The organism is Streptomyces sp. NPDC026092 (assembly GCF_040638605.1).
In the GTDB taxonomy this organism is placed as follows: Bacteria; Actinomycetota; Actinomycetes; order Streptomycetales; family Streptomycetaceae; genus Streptomyces.
The window spans coordinates 131,086-152,306 of sequence record NZ_JBEZYN010000011.1 but is presented as its reverse complement, the minus strand read 5'-3'; the positions used below and the strand labels follow the sequence as shown (position 1 = coordinate 152,306).

The window sequence follows — 21,221 nt, the reverse complement described above, 5'->3', positions numbered from 1 at the left end:
CCTTCAGGCATCGGGGTCTCCCGCTCCGGCGGCGGTGCTCACGGCCTTGTCCGCCCAGATGCCGGGGACGTACGCCTCCGCCGGGTGGCCGAAGGGGACGCCCTCCGCTCCACGGCGGCGCACCGGCGCGTGGGAGAGAAGTTCGAGGTAGATGCCGCGGAAGGCGGCGAGGTTCTGCTCGACGGTGAACAGTTCGAGCGCGCGCGCCCGCGCCGCCGCGCCGAGCCGGTACCGGCGCTCGGGGTCGCGCAACAGCGCCAGGCACGCGTCCGCGAGCGCCCGCGGATTGCGCGGGGGTACGACGAGTCCGGTGCCGCCGATGACCTCGACGACCGCGCCGACGTCCGTGGAGACCGTCGCCCGCGCGCAGAACATCGCCTCGACCAGGCTGATCGGGAAGCCCTCCACGACGCTGGAGAGGACGACGACCGCGCCCGCCGCGTACGCCTCGGCGAGCGTCGGCGCCTCGGGGCCGCCGATCTCCTCGAAGGAGACCGGGTTCTCGCCGACGGCGTGCGCCCCCGGCGCCTCGTCGGGGAAGAGCTGCGCCGCGAGCGCCCGGCAGTGGGCGACGTACGCGTCCGCGCCCGGCTCGCGCACCGGCGCGGCGATGATCCTGAGCCGTACGTCGGGCTGGGCCCTGCGGACGTCGGCGAAGGCGTGGAGCAGCGCGATGAGGTCCTTGGCGGGCTCCACGCGGCCGACCCAGACGAGCGTCGCCGGGTCGCCGCTCTCCTCGTCCTCACCGACCTCGGTGAACCGCTCGGAGGCCATCCCGGGGTAGACCGTGCGCAGCTTGGCGCGGTCGGCGCCGCACTTCTCCTGCCAGCGCCGGGCGTGCGTGTTGCCGGGGGTGAGGAGCGCGGCCTGCCGGTAGACCTCGCCCGCGAGCCGCCCCTGGAAGGCGGCGAGCAGCGCGCGCACGGGCGCGGAGCGGGGCGCCTCGCCGGTGGCGAGGTAGTGCGCGCGCAGCTGTACGCCGTACTCGGTGACCAGCAGGGGCGTGCCGAAGAAGCGTTTGGCCAGCAGGCCGGGCAGCGCCGCGGAGCCGCCGGAGGCGGCGTGGCAGAGATCGGCCGCGCCGAGCCCGTCCTCGCCGTACCAGTCGAGCGACAGCGGGCGCAGCGCGCGCTCCAACTGGTCGACGACGTCGAGGTAGTCGGGGACGGTCGCGGCGGCCACGCCCCGGCGTGCGCCGGGCGTGCGGCAGGCGGACTCCAGGGTGCGGACGGCGCGTTCGGAGCGCAGGGCGGCGTAGAGACCGCCGTGCTCGCCGGCGAGTTCGGCGAGGCCGTAGAGCCCCTCGGCGAAGGAGTCGGCCGCGCCGGTCGCGTCCTCCTCGGCACAGACCCCGGTCACGAGCGCGCCGAAGTGCTCGGCGAAGCGCCGCCGTTCGCGCCGCCCGTAGGTGCGGCCGTCGTCCTCGGGGGCCCAGAGCGGTGCCGTGCGGACGCGCCGGACCTGCGGGGGCAGGTCGACCCAGCCGGCTTCCTCCTGGCGGGCGCTGCGGCTGAGGGCGTACACGTCGAACTCGTGCGGCGCGAGCCCGCGCACGAGCCGGTCGCACCAGAGCCTGGACTCACCCGTGGCGTACGGGTAGCCACCCTCCGTAAGCAGTCCGATCCGCATGAGTACACCCCCGATCTCGCTTCCCTGGCGGCCACCTCGGTCCGGCGACTCGCAGCGGGATGAACGTAAGCGGATGAACCGGTGGCGCGACGGACGGTTGTCCGTCGCGCCACCGGAAGGGGTGAATGCACGTAACTTTCCCACCCCGGTCGCGTTTCGTCGCGCTAAGGGATGCTTCGCGTACGCAGCGTCAGGCTGCGGCCACGGCGAAGTCCGCGGAATCGCCGCGCGGAATACGCGAAATACGCGGGCCTGATTTCCCGCACCCGGAATTACCCGAAAGGACCGCGCCGCCGTTCACGGCGGAAATGCGCCGACCCTGGGATCGACTCCCGGGCTCAACTCCCGGGATGCACCCACGGATTGGGCCGACACTTGATGCCGTCGATGTCCAGCGACTTGGTCTGCTGCTGCATCACGGGGGCCAGCGCCCCCGGCGTGCGGCAGGTGACATGGCTGTGCCCGAGCCGGTGGCCGACCTCGTGGTTGATGAGCATCTGACGGTAGGCGAGCATCGCCTTGTCCCCGAAGGTGTCCGACCCCTGCGCCCAGCGGAAGGCGTTGATCATGACCCGGGAGGTCGACGCGGAGTCGCAGGAGACGTTGTCGACGGTGGTGTCCAGGCCGGACTTGGCGCACCAGGTGCCGGTGGTGCCCGGGCTGGCGAGCGTGACCACGAACTCGGGCTCGCCGCTGGAGATCCGCTCGAAGGTCATGGCGCCCTTGCCGGCCCAGCTCCGCGGGTCGTTGAGGGTCTTCTGCACGGCCTGCGCGAAGAGCTTGGCGTCGAGCCCGAGCCCCTTCTCGACGTCGACGCGGTAGCGGATCTTGCGCCCCTGGCCCGGCGCCTTGTCGAAGCCGGCCACGGCCTCGAAGTCGCCCGAGCCCTTGAGCTTGGGGTCGATCGGGAACTGGCCGGCCATCAACTGCTCGTACGTGGGCGGCGCGGCGGGCGCCGCGGGTGCGGCGGACGGCGCGGCGGCGGAGGGGGTGAGCCGGTCGTCGGAGCGCGAGGCTCCGCCGTCGTCGACGGCCCGGTCGGTGGGCCCCTCGGCCGAGCGGGCGACGGCCGCACCGGAGTCCCGGTCGGCGACCTGACCTGCCACGACGACGGCGAGGACGGTGGTGACGGCGGCGGCCGCGATGCCGGTGAACGCGCGGCCCTTGCCGCCGGTCTTCGCCGGGGCCTCCTCCGGGAGCGGCTCGGGGACGTCGGCGTCGTCCGCGACGCTCTCCCGGCGCTGGCCGGGGATGAAGGGCGGGGGGACCTCGGCGGTCTCGGCCGGCGCGTCCCCGCGGCGCCCCTGCCAGTCGCCGTAGCGCTGGGGGTGGGCCGGCGTCTCGGAGTGCTCGGGGTGTCCGCCGCGTACGGCCGTCTCGGCGGGCGCGGTGTAGACGGGGGTGCCGTGCATCGGCGTGTCCCAGACGGGCCGCCCGCCGGGCGCGGGCCGCTGCTGCCCGTACCCGCCGGTCGCCTGCCCGCCGTACAGACCGGCGCCCGTGCCCTGCGCGTACCCGGTCTGCTGCTGGGTGTACGCACCGCGTGCGTACGGATCCTGGGCGTACGGATCCGGGGTGTACGGGTCCTGGGGATACGCGCCCTCGGCGCCCGGTGCGCGCCTGCGGCGCCCCGATCCCGCCCCGGTGGTTCCCCGCCCCTGCCCCGGCCCCGGTTTCTCCGCCCGCCCCTGCGCCTGTTCGGCGGGGGGAGTGGGCGCGGAGCCCTTACGACTGTGTCGTCCCACGCCCCGGATCAGCTCCCGCCGCTGTCGTCTGCACCGGCCGCGTCGGCCGCGTCGGCCTGGATCAATTCCTTCACGGCCTGAGCGACCGTCTCGGGGTACTCCATCATGGCCACGTGGCCGGCGTCCGGGAGGGTCAGCAGTCGCGAGCCGCGGAACGCCGCGGCGGCCCTGCGCGCCATCCGGTACGAGACGAGCTTGTCCTGCCCTCCGTAGACGAGCAGCGTGGGCGCGAGCACCCGTTCCGCCTGCCGCCAGAGGCCGTGCTGGCCGCCGAGCGTATAGGCGTCGACGATGCCGCGCGAGGAGCGGGCCATGGCGTCCCAGAAGTACGGGAGCTCCAGGCGGCGCTCCATCTCCTCCACGGCGTGCCGCAGGCCCTCCTCGGAGACCCGGCCGGGGTCTCCGTAACAGAGCGAGAGCACGCCCCGGACCCGCTGCTCCGGCGTCCAGTCCCGGGAGAGCCGCGCGAAGAGCGACGACACCCCCGGCAGGGCGAACAGCGCGGTCGGCCAGGCGGTGCGCTGGACGCGCAGCTCGGGCAGGGCCGGGGAGACCAGGGTCAGCGTGCGGACCAGGTCGGGGCGGACGGCGGCGACCCGGGTGGAGACGGCGCCGCCGAGCGAGTTGCCGATGAGGTGGACCGGGCCGCGGCCGCGGGCGTCGAGAAAACGGATGACCGCCCGGGCGTGTCCCGTGACGGAGTAGTTGCCGTCGTCGGGCGGCGGGGAGTCGCCGAAGCCCGGCAGGTCGACTGCCTCGCCGTCGACCTGGTCCGCGAGCAGCGGCATCAGGGCCGTCCAGTTCTGCGAGGAGCCGCCGAGGCCGTGGACGTACAGCGCGGGCGGGAGGCCCGGCCTGACGCCGGGCCGGGCGCGCACGGTGAGCGTGAGCCCGGGCAGCGCGACGGAGCGCAACTTCTCGCCGTCGGCGACGCGTACGGCGCGGGTCCGCGGCGTGTGCGGTGCGGCGGCGGTCCGGGTCTCCGGAAGCTCGGTCGACGACATGGCCGCAATATTACGAGACGATCACGCGGCGGCGCGTGTGTGTGGCGTCACAGGATCGGGTGCGCCGCGCCGGGTGTGCTCCTACGCTCGTAGTGAGGGTCATCGGAGAGCCCCCGCATGCCGGAAGGAACCGCATGACTGCCGACCCGACGGAGCCGGACACATTCGCCGAGGAAGAGGACGTCGTGCTCGACGAGGAAATCCCTGAGGCCGACGCGGCCGAGCAGCGCGCCGAACTGCAGCAACGCGAGGACGAGCCCCACACTCATCTCGAACGGGACTCGGCGAACGAGGCGGACTCCTCCGAACAGGCGCGTGTGATCGCCCTCGACGAAGACGACTACCGCTGATTTGTTCGGTTTAACGTTGAATCGCCTGTCGCCCTGGGCGTCCGGTCCGTGAAATTCTGCGTCCGCACCGCGCACAGCCGGGTTACCCAAAAGTACGATGGCGGGCGCGACACCACAGCGCGCAAGGATCGATTTTTGGGAGGCGGCGTGACAGCCATCGAGCAGACAGAGGCAGCACGCCCTCGGGGCACGCGCCTGCCGCGCCGCGCCCGACGGAACCAGCTCCTCGGGGCGGCCCAGGAGGTGTTCGTCGCGCAGGGGTACCACTCCGCCGCGATGGACGACATCGCCGAGCGCGCGGGCGTCAGCAAGCCGGTCCTGTACCAGCACTTCCCGGGGAAGCTGGAGCTCTATCTGGCCCTGCTCGACCAGCACTGCGAGGCGCTGCTCCAGGCCGTCCGCACCGCCCTCGCGTCGACCAGCGACAACAAGCTCCGCGTCGAGGCCACGATGGACGCGTACTTCGCGTACGTGGAGGACGAGGGCGGCGCGTTCCGGCTCGTCTTCGAGTCCGACCTCACCAACGAGCCCGCCGTGCGCGAGCGGGTGGACCGGGTGAGCCTGCAGTGCGCCGAGGCGATCTCCGACGTCATCGCGGAGGACACCGGCCTCTCCAAGGACGAGTCGATGCTGCTCGCGGTGGGCCTGGGCGGTGTGTCGCAGGTCGTGGCGCGCTACTGGCTCTCCAGCGAGTCCGCCATCCCCCGCGACAAGGCCGTGGCGCTGCTGACCTCGCTGGCGTGGCGCGGCATCGCGGGCTTCCCGCTGCACCCGACGGACGGTCAGCCGATCGCCGAGGGTCACTGAAAAGCCGCTCCGTCGGTGTTCGCTCCTGGCGTTCCGCCGGGAGGCCGTGCGGGTCCCCTCGCCGGGCTAATGTGTGCAGCGTACGGCGCGGGAGACGCGCAACGCTGACCGTTCGGAGGGACATAGCCGTGGAGGTCAAGATCGGCGTGCAGCACGCACCCCGGGAGATCGTTCTGGAGAGCGGGCAGTCCGCCGAAGAGGTCGAAAGCGCCGTGGCCGACGCGCTGGCCGGCAAGGCGCAGCTGCTCAGCCTCACGGACGAGAAGGGCCGCAAGGTCCTGATCCCGGCCGAGAAGATCGCGTACGTGGAGATCGGCGAGCCGGCGGTGCGCCGGGTGGGCTTCGGCGCTCTCTGAGTCGTGTGACATGGGGAAGGGCCCGGCGGATTCGTTCCGCCGGGCCCTTCGTCCGTCCGGGTGGCGTGCCGGCCGGCCCCGGCGCCTGGGGATTGAACGAAGGTGCAGGTGAGGCGGGCGGGGAGGATTGCGTGCGAGTCGGCCCGGGTAGGACGGCTACGACCGCAATGCCCGCCCCGCACCGCACGCGAGGTGATCCCGTGTTCCTGGAAGCTCTCGGCGCCGCACTGCTCGGATTCGCCCTGGCCTGGGCCGCCGTGCACCGGCTGCCCGACCGCCTCCCCGCGCGCGCGGTCGTCCTCACGACCGGCACGCTCGGCGCCGTCTTCGGCGCCCTGGTGACCCATGGCGCCCTCGGCCCCGGCCACGCCCTGTCGACGATCGTCGGGGCCGTGGCGGTCGCGGCCGTCCTGCTCTCGCTGCTGATCCGCCCGGCCTCCCGCCGGCTGCGCCGATCAGCGGCGGCGTGAACAGCGCCGCTCCCTCGACGACCGTGAGCGGGCCCGGAACCCCGGGCCCGCCTCCGCGAGTCCTACGCCGCCAGGCCCAGCGCGGCCATGCGCTTGGTGTGGGCCTCGGTGATCCGCGAGAACATGCGGCCGACCTCCGCGAGGTCGAAGCCCGCGGCCATCGTGTCGACCCCGCCGACGAGCATGGTGGAGAGGGCGTCGCGCTCGGCGACGACCCGCTGGGCCTGCGAGAGCGCCTCGCCCATCAGGCGGCGCGCCCACAGCGCGAGCCGGCCGCCGACCCGCGGGTCGGCGTCGATCGCGGCGCGCACCTTCTCCACGGCGAAGTTCCCGTGACCGGTGTCGTCGAGGACGGACAGCACCAGCGCGCGCGTGTCCGAGTCGAGGCGGGCCGCGACCTCGCGGTAGAAGTCGCTGGCGATCGAGTCGCCGACGTAGGCCTTGACCAGGCCCTCCAGCCAGTCCGACGGCGCGGTCTGGCGGTGGAAGTCGTCCAGGGCCTTGGCGAAGGGCTCCATCGCGGCGGTCGGCTCCGCGTCCACGGCGGCGAGCCGGTCGCGCAGCCGCTCGAAGTGGTGGAACTCGGCGGAGGCCATCTTCGCCAGCTCCGCCTTGTCCGCGAGGGTCGGCGCCAGCTTGGCGTCCTCGGCGAGCCGCTCGAACGCCGCCAGCTCTCCATAGGCGAGCGCGCCGAGCAGATCGACGACCGCGGCGCGGTACTGCGGCTCGGCGGAAGCGGTGGCCCAGTCCTGGGCGGCGATCCCGGTGAGGGGCTCTTCGGCGGGCGTGGCGTTGTCAGGCGTCTCCATGAAGCGCACAATAGCCCGCTCCCCGGGGCGCTCAAGGCCCTGGTCAGTCACTGTGACCGCGCCCTCATCACCAATTCTCCCAACACACATGCGCGAATCCGGGGTACAGTGGTAAAGCGCCTGCTGAGTATGCGGACAAGCTTTCGCACGTTCGGACGTACTCGGTGGGCCGACTCATGAATGAGGATGCCCGGTCGGTGGCCCGACTGGCTCCGACCCGACAGCCCTCCCCGCGCACCCGCAGGAGGGTCCCTCAAGCGGCACGACGCTCGAGCGACGGCAGTGGTCCCGCGCCACCTGACTGTGATCCTTTCCTTGATCCGGTCGGAAGCGAATCGGCACGGTACGACCCCCAGCGTTCGCCTCACGCCGCGTCTCACAGAAGAGGCAGCACCCTGACTACGACTTTCCGAGAGCTCGGAATCCTTCCCGAGACGGCCGAGGCGCTCGAAGCCGTCGGCATCGTCACCCCCTTCCCCATCCAGGAGATGACCCTTCCGGTCGCCCTCTCCGGCACCGACGTCATCGGCCAGGCCAAGACCGGCACCGGCAAGACCCTCGGTTTCGGTCTGCCGCTCCTGGAGCGCGTCACCGTCCCCGCGGACGTCGAGGCGGGCCGGGCCAAGCCCGAGCAGCTGACCGACGCCCCGCAGGCCCTGGTCGTCGTCCCCACGCGCGAGCTGTGCACCCAGGTCACCAACGACCTGCTGACCGCGGGCAAGGTCCGTAACGTCCGCGTGCTCGCCATCTACGGCGGCCGGGCGTACGAGCCCCAGGTCGAGGCGCTCAAGAAGGGCGTCGACGTCATCGTCGGCACCCCGGGCCGCCTGCTCGACCTGGCCGGCCAGCGCAAGCTGGACCTGTCGCACGTCAAGGCCCTCGTCCTCGACGAGGCCGACGAGATGCTCGACCTGGGCTTCCTGCCCGACGTCGAGAAGATCATGAACATGCTTCCGGCCAAGCGTCAGACCATGCTGTTCTCGGCCACCATGCCGGGCGCCGTCATCGGTCTCGCCCGCCGCTACATGTCGCAGCCGACGCACATCCGCGCCACCTCGCCCGACGGCGAGGGCGTGACCGTCGCCAACATCAAGCAGCACGTCTTCCGCGCGCACTCGATGGACAAGCCGGAGATGGTCTCCCGCATCCTGCAGGCCAACGGCCGCGGGCTCGCGATGATCTTCTGCCGTACGAAGCGCACGGCGGCCGACATCGCCGAGCAGCTCCAGCGGCGCGGCTTCGCGTCCGGCGCGGTCCACGGCGACCTGGGCCAGGGCGCCCGCGAGCAGGCTCTGCGCGCGTTCCGCAACGGCAAGGTCGACGTGCTCGTCTGCACCGACGTCGCCGCGCGCGGTATCGACGTCGAGGGCGTCACGCACGTCATCAACTACCAGTCGCCCGAGGACGAGAAGACGTTCCTCCACCGCGTGGGCCGCACCGGCCGCGCGGGCAACAAGGGCACGGCCGTCACCCTGGTCGACTGGGACGACATCCCGCGCTGGCAGCTCATCAACAAGGCGCTCGGCCTGGACTTCCACGACCCGGTCGAGACCTACTCCAGCTCCCCGCACCTGTACGAGGAGCTCGACATCCCGGCGGGCACCAAGGGCGTCCTGCCGCGTGCCGAGCGGACCCGCGCCGGTCTGGGCGCGGAGGAGCTCGAGGACCTGGGCGAGCCCGGCGGCCGTGGTGGCCGTGGCGGCCGCAAGCAGGCCGCCCCGGCGGCCGAGGAGCGTCCGGAGCGTACGCGCACCCCGCGCCAGCGTCGGCGTACGCGCGGTGGCTCCGCGTCGGACGAGACGGCCGTGGCCGCCGCGCCGGCAGCGGTCGCCGCTCCGGTGACGGAGGACGCGCCGGCGGAGCCGCGCACCCCGCGCCGCCGTCGCCGTACCCGCACGGGCGGGGCCTCCGAGGCCCCGGTCACGCGCGTCGCCGAGACGGCCGTGGCCGCCGCGCCGGTCGCGGAGGCCGCTCCGGTCGCCGTCGCCGCCGCTCCGGTGGTCAAGCAGGCCAAGCCGGTGGACCGGGCCCCGCAGGCCGCCCCCGAGGCGCCGAAGGCCCCGCGTCGCCGCCGTGCGCGCATCCTGCCCCAGGCCGACACCGTGGGCTTCCAGACCGTGGAGACCGCGGCCGCCGCGCTCGCCGCCGCCGCGCCGGTCACCCCGGTCGCGGAGCCGGTCGCGCCGGTCGCCGAGACGGTCGTCGAGGAGCCGAAGAAGGCCCCCCGCCGCCGTACGACCAAGAAGGCCGTCGCGGCCCCTGAGGTCGCGGAGACCGTCGAGGCCACCCCGGTCGTCGAGATCGTCGAGATCGTCGAGGAGCCGAAGAAGGCTCCCCGTCGTCGTACGACGAAGAAGGCCGTCGCCGCCGAGCCGGTGGAGACGCCGGCCGTCGTCGAGCCCGTCGCCGAGGAGGCCCCCAAGGCCCCGCGCCGCCGGACGACGAAGAAGGCCGTCGCCGCCGCCGAGGCTCCGGACGCCTCGGAGCCGAAGACCGCGCCGCGTCGCCGTACGACGAAGAAGGCGGCCGCCGCTCCGGCGGAGGCCGGTGTCGTCGAGGAGGCCCCCAAGGCTCCGCGCCGCCGCACGACGAAGAAGGCCGCGGCCGCGCAACCCGAGAGCTGACGCGCCGTCCGTACCTTCCTCGTGGCCCGGCCCCTCCCCAGGGGCCGGGCCACGGTGCTGTCCGGCCTCCGGCCGTCGCTGAACAGCGGATACAGTCGCTCTATGAGCAAGCCCCGGTCCCTGGCGCTGCCCCCGCGCACCCGTGCCTACCGGCTGAGCACGACACGCGGCGACTTCGCCGTCCTGGACACCGCGCCCGAGGGCGAGCGGCGGGGCACGGTGCTGCTGCTGCCCGGCTACACCGGCAGCAAGGAGGACTTCCTCGCCCTGCTCGGTCCGCTCGCGGCGCACGGCTACCGCGCCCTCGCCGTCGACGGGCGCGGCCAGCACGAGACCCCGGGGCCGCGCGGGCGGCACGCCTACCGCCGCCGGGCGCTCGCCCTGGACGTGGTGGCGCAGGCGGCCGTGCTCGGCGACGGTCCGGTGCATCTGCTCGGCCACTCCTTCGGCGGTCTGGTGGCGCGCGCCGCCGCCGAACTCGCGCCGGGCGCCTTCCGCTCGCTGACCCTGCTCTCCTCGGGACCCGGCCGGGTGGCCCGCCCGCAGCGGGTCAGGGTCCTGGCCCTGCGGGGCGCGCTGGCGCTGCTGCCGAAGGAGCGGGTCTGGCTGGCGACGCGCTGGCTGGACAGCCGGGGCGAGGAGCCGGGGGTCGCGGACCCGCCGGAGATCGTACGGTTCCTGCGGCGCCGCTGGATGCGCACCCGGATCGCCCAACTGGCGGGCGCCGGGCGGCTGTTGCTGCGCGACCCGGACGGTACGGCACGCCTTGCCGCGCTTCCGATGCCGGTGCACATCGCGTACGGCGCGGACGAGATGGTCTGGCCGACGCACGGCCTGGCGGAGGCGGCGGCCCGGACGGGCGCGCACCACACGGTGGTCGCGGGCGCGGGCCACTCCCCCAACGTCTCGCACCCGGAGGAGCTTGCGGCCCGTCTCGCGGCGTTCTGGGACGGCCCACGCGAACGCTAGGCGCTCAGAACTGCGCCTGGAGGTGCTGCCAGAACCCGTCGCGGAGCGCCCTGCGCAGGGCCGCGTGGCCGCGCAGGGAGCGGCTGAGGAGCCGCTCGGCGTCGATGAGGAGGTCCTGGTCGACCGGTCCCGGCAGGTACGGGTGTCCGGGCAGCAGCTCGGCCAGCGCGTCGCTGCCGCGTTCGGCGATCCACATCGCGGCGATCTGGGCGCCGACGAAGCGGACCTCGTCGCGGGAGGGCGGGGGCTCGCCCTCGTTCTCGTACGTCGTGACGGGCCGTCGGGTCACGTAGGGGCGCCAGAAGTCGAGGTCGAAGGTGCGTCGGCTGTCGACCTCCCAGAGCAGCGGCTCGGCCTGGTTGCGCCCGTCGGCGGCCTCGATGCCCCAGAGGTGGACGCGGGCCCCGTAGCCCTGGGCGGCCTCGACGGCCGAGACGAGGTCCTCGTCGCCGCCGACGAGCGCGGCGTCGCTGATGGCGCGGTGGCGGGCGAGGGACTCCAGGTCGGAGCGGATGAGGGAGTCGACGCCCTTCTGCTGGTTGTTGGCGTTGAGGTTGCCGAGCCGGACCTTGACGTCGGGGAGTTCGGCGATGGACTGCTGCTCGGGCGTGTGGATGCGGCGGCGTGCGCCGTCGTACCAGTAGACGCGCAGCAGCCGGCTGTCGGCGAAGATCGTGCGGGCCTTGTCGATGAAGGCCTCGATGAGCCCTTCGGCGTCGAGGTCGAAGGAGCGGCGGTCCTCGGTGCCCGCGACCAGCAACCCGGCCGCAGCATAGACGTAACCCGCGTCGACGAAGATGGCATGGGTCGACGGGGTCTTCGCCACTTCGGCGAGCATCCGCCGGAGGAGCTCATTGGTGCGCTCCAGGCGGTCGCCCAGGTCGACGAAGGGGTCCTGGGGCGGCGTGAGAGGTGTCTCTGCGTCGTTCATCGGCCCTCATTCTCCGCCCGGCCGACGGCTCACGCCACCACCACCCACGTTAGTAGTTAGCCATCCGAAAAATTTCCTTAGCGTAGGGAATGTTTGCAGGATGCATCTCGTTGGACCCTGTGTAACACCGCACCAGCACCACAGTTCTCCAGCAGGAGGATCAACTCCAGACGAAGGGAGAAGCCCATGCGCTTCGAAATCCTGCGACTCGACGACATCGACGGCACGCCCGTCGACCGGACCGTCGTGGACGCCGCCTCCGTCAACCGGATCGTGCAGCAGGCCGCTCAGATCGGCCAGCGCATCTGGATCCGCCCGGCAGACAGCACGGCCTCGTAACGAGGCACCCGCTCCGAACGCACCGCGCCCCCGCATGGACTCCGACGACCGGAATCCGTACGGGGGCGCAGTGCTGTGCGGGGCCCCTGGGCGCTAGGTCGTGTCCGGAGAGTCTGGCCTGGCTCGCGACGCCCTTCGGGCGGACGACCATACTTTCCGGACACTCCCTAGGCGCCCTGGACGATCTGCATGACGCCGTTGATGATCTGCTGCACGGCGATGGCCGACAGCATCATGCCGGCGAGCCGGGTCACGAGCACGACACCGCCGTCCTTGATGACGCGGATGATCACCAGCGAGTAGCGCATGGTCACCCAGAGCACGACGTGCATGGCCACGATCGCGGCCCAGACGGAGACCTGCGCGGCGGCGCCGTCGGCGTGCTGCACGGCGAGGATGACGGAGACGATCGCACCGGGTCCGGCGAGCAGCGGCATGCCGAGCGGCACGAGGGCGACGTTGACGTCCTTGGTCTGCTTGGGCTCGTCGGTCTTGCCGGTGAGCAGGTCGAGCGCGATGAGCAGGAGCAGCAGACCGCCGGCGATCATCAGAGCGGGTACGGAGACGTGCAGATAAGCCAGGATCTGCTGGCCCAGGATGCCGAAGACGGTGATGACGCCGAAGGCGACGGCGACGGCCTGCCAGGCCATCCGCCGCTGCACCTTGGCTGCCCGGCCGGAGGTGAGGGCGAGGAAGATCGGGGTGATCCCGGGGGGATCCATGATCACGAAGAGGGTCAGAAACAGCGAGCCGAATACGGCGACGTCGAACACGGTGTGCCTTGCGATGAGGGGTGTACGAGGGTGTGGGTGGGCGTGCGCCCGCGCCACGGCTCCGCCGGGCGACAGTGCGGTGGCGGGTGACAGGTGGGAGGCCCGGGGGCGTCGGACCGCGAGGGGCGGGCCCGGGACCCGTAGGGGCTCAGGGGTGATTCCCCGCCGGGAGGCCGACGGGAAGGGCGCGGGCTCGCGCGGGCTAGGCCGGTCCGCCCGTGCCGGGGACCGGGAAGGCGCCCGTGGCGCGGCGCGTGATCTCGCCGTAGATCTCGGGGTCCGTCGTGTACTCGCCGAGGACGCAGGTCTTGCGGCTGCCGTGGTAGTCGCTGGAGCCCGTGGCGAGCAGCCCGAGTTCCTTCGCGAGCCCGTGCAGGCGCGCCCGCGTCGGCTCGTCGTGGTCCATGTGGTCGACCTCGATGCCGTCGAGGCCCGCCGCCGCGAGGCGGGCGATCGCGGCCTCCGGGACGACCTCGCCCCGCTTGACCGCGAGCGGGTGCGCGAAGACCGTGACCCCGCCGGCCGCCTTGACGAGCCGGATCGCCTCGAACGGGTCGAGCTCGTGCTTCCGGACGTACGCCCGTCCGCCGTCCGCGAGCCACTCGGGCGTGAACGCGCCGGACACGTCCGGTACGACTCCGAGCTCGACGAGCGCCTCCGCCACGTGCGGGCGGCCGACCGAGCCGTCCCCGGCGATCCGGGCGACCTGGTCCCAGGTGACGGGGACACCGAGCTCCTGGAGCTTGCCGACCATCGCCCGCGCGCGCGGCACGCGGTCGTCCCTGACCAGCTCGCGCTCGGCGGCCAGCTCGGGCTCGTCGGCGTCGAAGAGGTACGCGAGCATGTGCAGACCGACGCCGTCGAGGCGGCAGGACAGCTCGGCGCCGGTCACGAGGGTCAGCCCCTCGGGCAGCGCGGCGAGGGCGGTGGCGTGGCCCCGCGTGGTGTCGTGGTCCGTGAGCGCGACGACGTCCAGGCCGGCGGCGGCCGCGTTGCGGACCAGCTCGGCCGGGGTGTCCGTACCGTCCGAAGCGGTGGAGTGGGTGTGCAGGTCGATGCGCACGACGTGGTACTCCAGGGCTCGGGGCGGGCGAACAAGGGGACGCTCCAGCATAACGGGCGAATAAGGCCCACCCGCCCCGTACAACAAAGGCGTCAGACGTCACACGCCCCGCACACCCAAGCTCTCAGGACGCCGCGACCCCCATATCCCAGGTTCGGCGCGCCATCGACCGAGCAATCGACTCGGAGCCGCTACGTCGGCAGACGCGATCGGCCCCGGACCCGCTACGTCAGCAGACGTGGTGTGAGCGCCCCGCACGGCAGGAGTTCGACCTCCGCGCCCGCGTCGCGCAGGTCGGTCAGGACCAGTTCGTCGTACATCAGCAGGCCCGACTGCTCGGGCCACACGATCGCCCAGAGCCAGAGCCCGCGCGCCTCCCCCGCGAAGACCGCCCGGTCCTGCGGGGTCCCGCTCACGTGCCACAGGGGCGTCGGGCGCCCGGCGGCGAGGACCTTGGTCTGCGCGGGCTTGTCGATGGAGAGCCCCGTCCCGGGGTCCGGGCCGTCGAGCCCGGCGTACCGCGCGCCGAGACCGACGCCCAGCTCCTCGGCCACGAGCAGCAGCTCGCCGATGCCGCCGAGCGGCCCCGGGCCCGAGCAGGCGACGGCGGTGGCGCGTCCGCCGCTGCGGTCGTCACCGGCGTACGCGACCCCGGTGAAGAGCCAGCCGACGGGTAGGGGCCACGGCATCCAGACCGGCACCTGGGCCCGGTGCACGACGACACCGAGGGCCTCGACGCTGGGCGGGATCACGGGCTGCAGCGGGTGCACCGTGCCGTGCACCGCACACTGCCAGGAGTCGGCAAAAAGACCGGGCGCCCGGACCCGGCCACCGCACCTCGGGCAACTGGGTTCGCCCCTCATAGAGCCCAACGGTCCTACCCCTCCGCGCCCGCGTCAAGGACGATCACCCGTCCGGACCGACCAGTTCACCCCGAGTGGCAGGTACAACCATCAACAACGGGCGCGACACGCCGGAGCGGCGTCAATCCAGCGTGACCGAACGGCGGAGCGGATCGCGCAGGTCCGTGCCGTTGGCGAGCCAGCGCTCCTCCAGCGCCTGCGCCCCGTGGACCCGCTTCCAGGCCGCCTCGTTGGACGTCATCGGCAGCAGCGGCAGGAAGCGGACCGGGTCCATCGGGTCGTCGAGCTCCAGGTCCTCCACCAGGCCGCCCGGCTCCGCCACGAGGACCGAGCTGAACGGGGCCCCGGGCCAGAGGGGTTCGCCGACGTCGAGCGAGGCGCCGGCCGCCACGACCACGCCCTCGACCTGCGGGGTCGAGGCGAGGACCGCGAGCGGGCGCAGCACCTTGTCGGTGTCGGCGAGCCCGGCCCGTACCGAGAGGACCAGCTCCGCGCGCGGGCCCTTCACCGGGTCGGCGAGCGCGGCGGTCGGATCGGTCATCGGGTGCGCGGCCATACCGAGGGTCGCGTACCGGACGATGTCGCCGTCGAGGAAGCGGAGCACCTCGATCCGGTCCGTACCGAGAAACGTCACCGCGGCGCGCGCGTCCGGTTCACCGAGCGCCGAACGCAACCGGGCCTCGACCAGAGCAAGAACTTCTCCCATGCGGGGAGCATAGATCGCGTATGAAACGGGCAAGCAAAGGGATTGGCCCTCAGTCGGCTGATAGTCTTGGCCGGTGGTCGGTACTCCCGACCACTCGTCATCCCCCATGGGGGACCGGCCGGAGGAGGTGGGGCTGCTGTGAATCGAAGTCGATCGGGCAGTACCAACCGCTCTTCCGCCCCGCACCTGAGCCCGGTGCGTTTCTCCCGGTGATCTGAGGCTTTCCGCACCCGGTCCGCCCACCTTCATCCGGCATCTCGCACGACGGAAGAGCACTTCGCCTTTGCCTGTCTGTAGCGAACGCCGTCACCGCGACGCCGCGGTGCCGCCCGCTTTGTGGACGACGTAGCTCCACGTCCTCATTCCGGGCTGTGCCACGCCCCGCCGACGGCTTCTCCGTGAAGGAGCATGCCCATGTCGATGATCCGTGACCTGCGTGCCGCGGTCCGTCCCTCGCTGCGCACCTCCCTGCGCAAGCCCACCGTCGCCGGCGCCTCGCAGTACGCCAACTACGACGCGACCCGTGACCCCTCCGCCTCCAGCGCGGTCGTCGACTGCGCCGTCTACCGGGACGGCCGCCGCGTGGACGACCGCGCGTGCCTGACGCCGCGCGGCGCGATGCGCCAGGTACGGGAGAGCGGCGGCTTCGTCTGGATCGGCCTGCACGAGCCGACCGAGGCCGAATTCGCGGGTATCGCGGCCGAGTTCGGGCTCCACCCGCTCGCCGTCGAGGACGCCGTCCACGCCCACCAGCGGCCGAAGCTGGAGCGGTACGACGACACCCTCTTCACCGTCTTCAAGACGATCCACTACGTCGAGCACGCCGAGCTCACCGCGACCAGCGAGGTCGTCGAAACCGGCGAGGTGATGTGCTTCACCGGCCCCGACTTCGTCATCACCGTCCGGCACGGCGGGCAGGGCTCCCTGCGCAACCTGCGCCACCGACTCCAGGGCGAGCCCGAGCTCCTGAGCAAGGGACCCTCGGCCGTCCTGCACGCCATCGCCGACCACGTCGTCGACGGCTACATCGCGGTCGCCGACGCCGTCGAGCTCGACATCGACCAGATCGAGATCGACGTCTTCTCGCCGCCGGCGAAGGGCTCCACGCGCGGCACGGACACCGGGCGGATCTACCAGCTCAAGCGCGAGGTACTGGAGTTCAAGCGGGCGGTCAGCCCGCTCCTGCGCCCGATGCAGCTGCTGAGCGAGCGCCCGATGCGGCTCGTGGACCCGGACATCCAGAAGTACTTCCGTGATGTCGCCGACCACCTCGCGCGCGTGCAGGAGCAGGTCGTCGGCTTCGACGAGCTCCTCAACTCGATCCTCCAGGCCAACCTGGCGCAGGCGACGGTCACGCAGAACGAGGACATGCGCAAGATCACCTCCTGGGCGGCCATCATCGCCGTCCCGACGGCGGTCTGCGGTGTGTACGGCATGAACTTCGAGCACATGCCGGAGCTGGAGTGGAAGTACGGGTACCCGATGGTGCTCGTCGGCATCGCGGCGATCTGTTTCGCCATCCACCGCACCCTGAAGCGCAACGGCTGGCTGTAGAGGCTCTGGAAGCGCGGCCGGCTCTCGATAGGCTGCGGGCATGACAGACACGCTGCTCGGGCCCGCCCTCGTCGAGGAGGCCACGAAGAAGTCCGGCCTCATCTGGGTCCGGGGCGACGCCCCGGCGGCCCGGGCGCTGTGGCACGTCTGGCACGAGGGCGCGGCGCACGTCGTCGGCGACGGTCCGGGCGAGCAGCCCCTCCCGGGGCTCGTCGTGGGCGCGACGGCCGAGGTCACGGTCCGCAGCAAGGACAAGGGCGGCCGGATCGTCGCCTGGACGGCGGCGGTCTCCGAACTCGCTCCCGGCACGGAGGAGTGGGACGCGGCGGTCGCCGAGCTGAAGGGCAAGCGCCTCAACGCGACGGACGGCGAGGCCATGCCGGACCGGTGGGCGCGCGAGTGCCGGGTGCTCCGGCTGACCCCGCTCGACTCCACGACCGACCTGCCGACCGGGTCCCTCGCGGCAGCGCCGCAGGCCTCCGACGCGATCACCCGCCGCCCGATCCCGGCGGCCCTCCCGCGCCTGCTGCTGGGGCGCCGGGGGCGCTGAGCGCGGCGCCGGCCCGGCGCGATCTCGTCGTGCGCGATCCCTGATCCTCGTGGAACCTGACGAGGAACAGCCGCATCTCTTCAGGTGGCGGCGAACTCCAGGAGTCGGGGCACCACATGACGAGCGACCACGAGGAACCGCGCAGGCGAGGGAAGTCCGCCGCGATCGTGGCGGCGGCCGTCTGTCTGGCCGTCGTCGGCGCGGCCACCGTCTGGTCGGCCAGCGGCGACGACCCGCGCAGCTCCTCGCGCGACACCGGCGCCCCTGCCCCCACCGCGCCCGTCGCCCCGCTCCAGCCCGACGCATCCGGCACGCCGGCGAAGCCCGCCCCCGGTCAGGACGCCCGCCCGTTCACCCTGGTCGCGACCGGCGACATCATCCCGTACCCCTCGATCATCCAGCGGGCCGCCGCCGACGCGGAGGGCGGCGGGCACGACTTCCGGAAGATACTCGCGGGCGTCGAGCCCATAGTCTCCGGCGCCGACCTCGCGCTGTGCCACCACGAGATCCCCTACGGGCAGCCCGGCGGCCCCTACACCGGCTACCCCACCTTCAAGGCGCCCCACCAGCTCGCGGACGCCCTGAAGGAGACCGGTTACGAAGGCTGCTCGACCGCCTCGAACCACACCCTCGACGCCGGCTTCGAGGGCCTGAAGCGGACCCTCGACGGGCTCGACCGGGTGGGCCTGAAGCACGTCGGCTCGGCGCGCGACGCCGAGGAGGCCAAGGCCCCCGCCTGGTACACGGCCGGCGGAGCGAAGGTGGCCCAGCTCTCGTACACGTACGGGACGAACGGCATACCGCTTCCCGAAGACAAGCCCTGGGCGGTCAACCTGACCGACCGGCAGCGGATCGTCGACGACGCGCGGGCCGCCCGGCGAGCGGGCGCCCAGGTCGTCCTCCTGAGCATCCACTGGGGCACCGAGTGGCAGGAGGCCCCCGACGAGGCGCAGCAGGAGCTCGCGCGGGCACTGACGGCCTCCACCACGGACGGCCTCCCCGACATCGACCTCGTCCTCGGGACGCACAACCACGTGCCGCAGCCGTACGAGAAGGTCAACGGCGTCTGGGTGGTCTACGGCATGGGCGACCAGGTCGCCAGCTTCTACACCGCCGACAAGGCGCGCGGCAACATGTCCTCGATCCCGCGCTTCACCTTCGGGCCCTCCGCGGAGCACCCGGGGAGGTGGACGGTGACGAAGGCCGAGTACCTCACGCAGTACTCCGACATGGGCCCGCCGTTCCGGGTGGTGTGCGCCTCGTGCGACACCCGCTACCCGGCGGTCGACGCCCGCGTCACCGAGGCCGTGATGTCCCGGGGCGCGGGGGACCAGGGGCTGACCCGCGCCACGCGCTGAGCGGCGGTCAGGTGCGCGGGAGCTGCTTGCCGTAGTCGAGCGTCTCCCCCGGCGCCGGGGCCTCCAGCGCGAAGTCCTTGTCCCACTCGGAGAGCACGACCACGCCCGCCCCGCCGCCGCGCGCGAACTGGAGCGGGAACGGGGTGCCTTCGAGGGCGACGTCGAGCGTGCCGCCCTCGCCGTCCTCGCCGCCCTTGACCTTGACCGTACGGATGCCGCCGATCTTGTCGCGGTCGCCCTTCACGACATCGCCGTGCAGACCGATGAGCCCGTCCAGGAGCAGGTCCATGTCGGTGAAGCCGCGCAGCTGCTTGTACGAGGGGTCGTCCTGCGGGACCTTCACGTACTTGTCGTCGAGCTTGTCGGCGGCCTCGCTGTCGGCCTCCGAGGCGTCGGAGGAGTCGGACGAGCCGGAGGTCGAGGAAGGCTTGGCGGAGCTCTGGCTGCCGCCCTCGCCGTGCGTCCAGAACGCGGCGTCGGCCTTCATGTAGAGCGCGTCACCGATCCGCAGCAGCTCGAAGGTGCTGTTCTTCGTCGCGACCGAACCGGTCGCGCCGTCGTCCTTGAGCCGCATGTTCAGCTTGAACGTGCCGCCCTTGCTGACGAGCGTCCCGGCGAGCCGGACCGCCTTCGCGCTGTCGGCCGCCGCCTGCGCCTTCTCCTCGATGGCGTCCGGGGCCAGCTTCCCGACCCCGTTGGTCCCCTCGTCCGGGTCGTCCGCGCAGGCGCTGAGTCCCGCCGCGAGACCGGCGCACAGCGCCAGCGGCAGGACGACCCTGCGGATGCGCGATGCAGTGAGGAGTGCGGTCACCGGCGCGGCCTCTCGTCTGTCGTCGACGTCGTCGATGGTGGCGTCGATGGTGGGGGGACGGCAGCACGCAGCGTACCCGGGCCGGGTGGCGTCGCCGCAGGCAGCCGTACGGGTGCTTTCGCCAGGGCGCCACGGATGGGCACGGGCTAGCCTGAATCCGGCATACCCCAGCATTGACCAGCATCGACCCGAATCGTGCGGCACCGAGGAGGCGCGTGGCATGGTGGCAGGCGCCCCCCGGATCTTCGTCTCGCACCTCGCCGGTGTCCCCGTCTTCGACCCCAACGGCGACCAGGTCGGCCGGGTCAGCGACCTCGTCGCCATGCTGCGGGTGGGCCGGCGCCCGCCCCGGCTGCTCGGCATGGTCGTGGAGGTGCTCAGCCGCCGCCGGATCTTCGTGCCGATGACCCGGATCACGGGCGTCGAGTCCGGCCAGGTCATCACGACCGGCGTGGTCAACATGCGGCGCTTCGAGTCGCGCCCCACCGAGCGGCTCGTCCTCGGCGAACTCCTCGACCGCCGCGTCCAGCTGGCCGGGACCGACGAGGAGGTCACCGTCCTCGACATCGCGATCACGCAGCTCCCCGCCCGCCGCGAGTGGGAGATCGACCGGGTCTTCGTCCGGCGCGGCAAGCCCGGCGCGCTGCGCCGCAAGGGCGAGACGCTGACCGTCGAGTGGTCGGCCGTCACCGGCTTCTCCCTTGAGGAGGAGGGCCAGGGAGCGGAGAGCCTGGTCGCCACCTTCGAGCGGCTGCGCCCCGCCGACCTGGCCAACGTGCTGCACCACCTCTCCCCCAAGCGGCGCGCCGAGGTCGCCGCCGCCCTTGACGACGACCGGCTCGCCGACGTCCTGGAGGAGCTGCCGGACGACGACCAGGTCGAGATCCTCGGCAAGCTGAAGGAGGAGCGGGCGGCGGACGTCCTGGAGGCGATGGACCCGGACGACGCGGCCGACCTGCTCTCCGAGCTGCCGGAGGAGGACAAGGAGCGGCTGCTCACCCTGATGCGGCCCGACGACGCCGCCGACGTCCGCCGGCTCCTCGCCTACGAGGAGCGGACCGCGGGCGGTCTGATGACGACCGAGCCGATCGTGCTGCGGCCGGACGCCACGGTCGCGGACGCGCTGGCCCGCGTACGGCAGCAGGACCTCTCCCCCGCGCTCGCCGCGCAGGTGTACGTGTGCCGGCCGCCGGACGAGACGCCGACGGGCAAGTACCTGGGCACGGTGCACTTCCAGCGGCTGCTGCGGGATCCGCCGTTCACGCTGGTGAGTTCGCTGGCCGACAGCGACCTGCCGCCGCTCGCCCCGGACACCCCGCTGCCCGCGGTCACCAGCTACCTCGCCGCGTACAACATGGTCGCGGCGCCGGTGGTGGACGAGAGCGGGTCGCTGCTCGGCGCGGTCACCGTGGACGACGTGCTCGACCATCTGCTGCCGGAGGACTGGCGCGAGACCGAGTTCCACGGGGAGGGGGTGACGCATGACGTCTGAGCGCGCGCGGGAGAGGGA

At 72.7% G+C, this 21,221-nt stretch carries 21 protein-coding genes; 11 read left to right on the top strand and 10 right to left on the bottom strand.

Annotation, left to right across the window (positions count from 1 at the left end; all coding sequences use genetic code 11):
- Nucleotides 1-3: 3 nt before the first annotated feature.
- The 3 genes from AB0F56_RS19930 to AB0F56_RS19920 form a co-directional block, all read right to left on the bottom strand.
- On the bottom strand, nucleotides 4-1,629 hold the full coding sequence (locus AB0F56_RS19930; protein WP_362011237.1) for a DUF3492 domain-containing protein: 1,626 nt from the start codon (nucleotides 1,627-1,629) through the stop codon (nucleotides 4-6).
- 338 nt (nucleotides 1,630-1,967) lie between these two features.
- Complete coding sequence (locus AB0F56_RS19925) at nucleotides 1,968-3,374, bottom strand: DUF3152 domain-containing protein (protein ID WP_362011234.1); 1,407 nt, start codon at nucleotides 3,372-3,374, stop codon at nucleotides 1,968-1,970.
- Nucleotides 3,375-3,382: 8 nt separating this feature from the next.
- Nucleotides 3,383-4,378, bottom strand: coding sequence for an alpha/beta hydrolase (locus AB0F56_RS19920; protein ID WP_362011233.1), 996 nt, complete (start codon nucleotides 4,376-4,378; stop codon nucleotides 3,383-3,385).
- A 134-nt stretch (nucleotides 4,379-4,512) separates the two neighbouring features.
- On the opposite strand from AB0F56_RS19920, the gene AB0F56_RS19915 reads away from it, so the two are divergent.
- From AB0F56_RS19915 to AB0F56_RS19900, 4 genes are all read left to right on the top strand, one after another.
- A complete protein-coding gene (locus tag AB0F56_RS19915; RefSeq protein ID WP_362011232.1) occupies nucleotides 4,513-4,728 on the top strand; it encodes a hypothetical protein in 216 nt (71 codons plus the stop codon).
- A 147-nt stretch (nucleotides 4,729-4,875) separates the two neighbouring features.
- On the top strand, nucleotides 4,876-5,535 hold the full coding sequence (locus AB0F56_RS19910; protein ID WP_362011229.1) for a TetR/AcrR family transcriptional regulator: 660 nt from the start codon (nucleotides 4,876-4,878) through the stop codon (nucleotides 5,533-5,535).
- Between the two features lie 128 nt (nucleotides 5,536-5,663).
- Complete coding sequence (locus tag AB0F56_RS19905; RefSeq protein ID WP_260229006.1) at nucleotides 5,664-5,891, top strand: DUF3107 domain-containing protein; 228 nt, start codon at nucleotides 5,664-5,666, stop codon at nucleotides 5,889-5,891.
- Between the two features lie 200 nt (nucleotides 5,892-6,091).
- On the top strand, nucleotides 6,092-6,361 hold the full coding sequence (locus AB0F56_RS19900; protein WP_362011227.1) for a hypothetical protein: 270 nt from the start codon (nucleotides 6,092-6,094) through the stop codon (nucleotides 6,359-6,361).
- 62 nt (nucleotides 6,362-6,423) lie between these two features.
- On the opposite strand, the gene AB0F56_RS19895 is transcribed toward AB0F56_RS19900, so the two are convergent.
- Nucleotides 6,424-7,170, bottom strand: a complete 747-nt coding sequence (locus AB0F56_RS19895) for a ferritin-like fold-containing protein (RefSeq protein ID WP_362011224.1) — start codon at nucleotides 7,168-7,170, stop codon at nucleotides 6,424-6,426.
- A gap of 488 nt (nucleotides 7,171-7,658) precedes the next feature.
- Between AB0F56_RS19895 and AB0F56_RS19890 the strand changes: the two genes are divergently transcribed.
- Entirely contained in the window at nucleotides 7,659-9,794 is a 2,136-nt protein-coding gene (locus AB0F56_RS19890; RefSeq protein ID WP_362011222.1) for a DEAD/DEAH box helicase, read from the top strand.
- Nucleotides 9,795-9,896: 102 nt separating this feature from the next.
- Entirely contained in the window at nucleotides 9,897-10,763 is an 867-nt protein-coding gene (locus tag AB0F56_RS19885; RefSeq protein ID WP_362011219.1) for an alpha/beta hydrolase, read from the top strand.
- A 4-nt stretch (nucleotides 10,764-10,767) separates the two neighbouring features.
- Here the strand turns inward: AB0F56_RS19885 and AB0F56_RS19880 are convergent, their stop codons facing one another.
- The gene (locus AB0F56_RS19880) at nucleotides 10,768-11,694 is read right to left on the bottom strand and encodes an NYN domain-containing protein (RefSeq protein WP_362011216.1); all 927 of its coding nucleotides are present in this window, start codon (nucleotides 11,692-11,694) and stop codon (nucleotides 10,768-10,770) included.
- Nucleotides 11,695-11,880: 186 nt separating this feature from the next.
- Here AB0F56_RS19880 and AB0F56_RS19875 point away from each other — a divergent pair, with 186 nt between their 5' ends.
- Nucleotides 11,881-12,033 carry a hypothetical protein gene (locus tag AB0F56_RS19875; protein ID WP_362011214.1) on the top strand — a complete coding sequence of 51 codons (153 nt, stop codon included), beginning with the start codon at nucleotides 11,881-11,883 and terminating at the stop codon, nucleotides 12,031-12,033.
- Between the two features lie 167 nt (nucleotides 12,034-12,200).
- Here AB0F56_RS19875 and AB0F56_RS19870 read toward each other — a convergent pair whose 3' ends face one another.
- The 4 genes from AB0F56_RS19870 to AB0F56_RS19855 form a co-directional block, all read right to left on the bottom strand.
- Complete coding sequence (locus AB0F56_RS19870) at nucleotides 12,201-12,806, bottom strand: MarC family protein (RefSeq protein WP_362011212.1); 606 nt, start codon at nucleotides 12,804-12,806, stop codon at nucleotides 12,201-12,203.
- A 202-nt stretch (nucleotides 12,807-13,008) separates the two neighbouring features.
- Complete coding sequence (locus AB0F56_RS19865) at nucleotides 13,009-13,869, bottom strand: PHP domain-containing protein (RefSeq protein WP_362011209.1); 861 nt, start codon at nucleotides 13,867-13,869, stop codon at nucleotides 13,009-13,011.
- Nucleotides 13,870-14,093: 224 nt separating this feature from the next.
- Nucleotides 14,094-14,732 (bottom strand): DUF6758 family protein, encoded by a 639-nt coding sequence (locus AB0F56_RS19860; protein ID WP_362011206.1) that lies wholly within the window; start codon nucleotides 14,730-14,732, stop codon nucleotides 14,094-14,096.
- Nucleotides 14,733-14,853: 121 nt separating this feature from the next.
- On the bottom strand, nucleotides 14,854-15,438 hold the full coding sequence (locus tag AB0F56_RS19855; protein WP_362011203.1) for a suppressor of fused domain protein: 585 nt from the start codon (nucleotides 15,436-15,438) through the stop codon (nucleotides 14,854-14,856).
- Nucleotides 15,439-15,852: 414 nt separating this feature from the next.
- Between AB0F56_RS19855 and AB0F56_RS19850 the strand changes: the two genes are divergently transcribed.
- The 3 genes from AB0F56_RS19850 to AB0F56_RS19840 all read left to right on the top strand — a co-directional run bounded on the left by AB0F56_RS19850 (nucleotide 15,853) and on the right by AB0F56_RS19840 (nucleotide 18,900).
- The gene (locus tag AB0F56_RS19850) at nucleotides 15,853-16,992 is read left to right on the top strand and encodes a magnesium and cobalt transport protein CorA (protein WP_362011200.1); all 1,140 of its coding nucleotides are present in this window, start codon (nucleotides 15,853-15,855) and stop codon (nucleotides 16,990-16,992) included.
- Between the two features lie 40 nt (nucleotides 16,993-17,032).
- On the top strand, nucleotides 17,033-17,542 hold the full coding sequence (locus AB0F56_RS19845; RefSeq protein WP_362011198.1) for a hypothetical protein: 510 nt from the start codon (nucleotides 17,033-17,035) through the stop codon (nucleotides 17,540-17,542).
- A gap of 116 nt (nucleotides 17,543-17,658) precedes the next feature.
- Entirely contained in the window at nucleotides 17,659-18,900 is a 1,242-nt protein-coding gene (locus tag AB0F56_RS19840; protein WP_362011195.1) for a CapA family protein, read from the top strand.
- Between the two features lie 7 nt (nucleotides 18,901-18,907).
- On the opposite strand, the gene AB0F56_RS19835 is transcribed toward AB0F56_RS19840, so the two are convergent.
- Nucleotides 18,908-19,711: a hypothetical protein gene (locus AB0F56_RS19835; RefSeq protein ID WP_362011193.1), complete on the bottom strand. Its 804-nt coding sequence runs from the start codon at nucleotides 19,709-19,711 to the stop codon at nucleotides 18,908-18,910.
- Nucleotides 19,712-19,931: 220 nt separating this feature from the next.
- Between AB0F56_RS19835 and AB0F56_RS19830 the strand changes: the two genes are divergently transcribed.
- Nucleotides 19,932-21,203, top strand: coding sequence for a CBS domain-containing protein (locus AB0F56_RS19830; protein ID WP_362011191.1), 1,272 nt, complete (start codon nucleotides 19,932-19,934; stop codon nucleotides 21,201-21,203).
- The last annotated feature ends 18 nt before the right edge of the window (nucleotides 21,204-21,221 follow it).

Excerpts from the sequence above, each read along its gene's own strand:
- AB0F56_RS19840 (WP_362011195.1), top strand. The coding sequence starts at position 17,659 with ATGACGAGCGACCACGAGGAACCGCGCAGGCGAGGGAAGTCCGCCGCG.
- AB0F56_RS19830 (WP_362011191.1), top strand. The coding sequence starts at position 19,932 with ATGGTGGCAGGCGCCCCCCGGATCTTCGTCTCGCACCTCGCCGGTGTC.
- AB0F56_RS19880 (WP_362011216.1), bottom strand. The coding sequence starts at position 11,694 with ATGAACGACGCAGAGACACCTCTCACGCCGCCCCAGGACCCCTTCGTC.
- AB0F56_RS19890 (WP_362011222.1), top strand. The coding sequence starts at position 7,659 with ATGACCCTTCCGGTCGCCCTCTCCGGCACCGACGTCATCGGCCAGGCC.
- AB0F56_RS19845 (WP_362011198.1), top strand. The coding sequence starts at position 17,033 with ATGACAGACACGCTGCTCGGGCCCGCCCTCGTCGAGGAGGCCACGAAG.
- AB0F56_RS19895 (WP_362011224.1), bottom strand. The coding sequence starts at position 7,170 with ATGGAGACGCCTGACAACGCCACGCCCGCCGAAGAGCCCCTCACCGGG.
- AB0F56_RS19930 (WP_362011237.1), bottom strand. The coding sequence starts at position 1,629 with ATGCGGATCGGACTGCTTACGGAGGGTGGCTACCCGTACGCCACGGGT.
- AB0F56_RS19850 (WP_362011200.1), top strand. The coding sequence starts at position 15,853 with ATGTCGATGATCCGTGACCTGCGTGCCGCGGTCCGTCCCTCGCTGCGC.
- AB0F56_RS19915 (WP_362011232.1), top strand. The coding sequence starts at position 4,513 with ATGACTGCCGACCCGACGGAGCCGGACACATTCGCCGAGGAAGAGGAC.
- AB0F56_RS19920 (WP_362011233.1), bottom strand. The coding sequence starts at position 4,378 with ATGTCGTCGACCGAGCTTCCGGAGACCCGGACCGCCGCCGCACCGCAC.
- AB0F56_RS19860 (WP_362011206.1), bottom strand. The coding sequence starts at position 14,732 with ATGAGGGGCGAACCCAGTTGCCCGAGGTGCGGTGGCCGGGTCCGGGCG.
- AB0F56_RS19855 (WP_362011203.1), bottom strand. The coding sequence starts at position 15,438 with ATGGGAGAAGTTCTTGCTCTGGTCGAGGCCCGGTTGCGTTCGGCGCTC.
- AB0F56_RS19875 (WP_362011214.1), top strand. The coding sequence starts at position 11,881 with ATGCGCTTCGAAATCCTGCGACTCGACGACATCGACGGCACGCCCGTC.
- AB0F56_RS19885 (WP_362011219.1), top strand. The coding sequence starts at position 9,897 with ATGAGCAAGCCCCGGTCCCTGGCGCTGCCCCCGCGCACCCGTGCCTAC.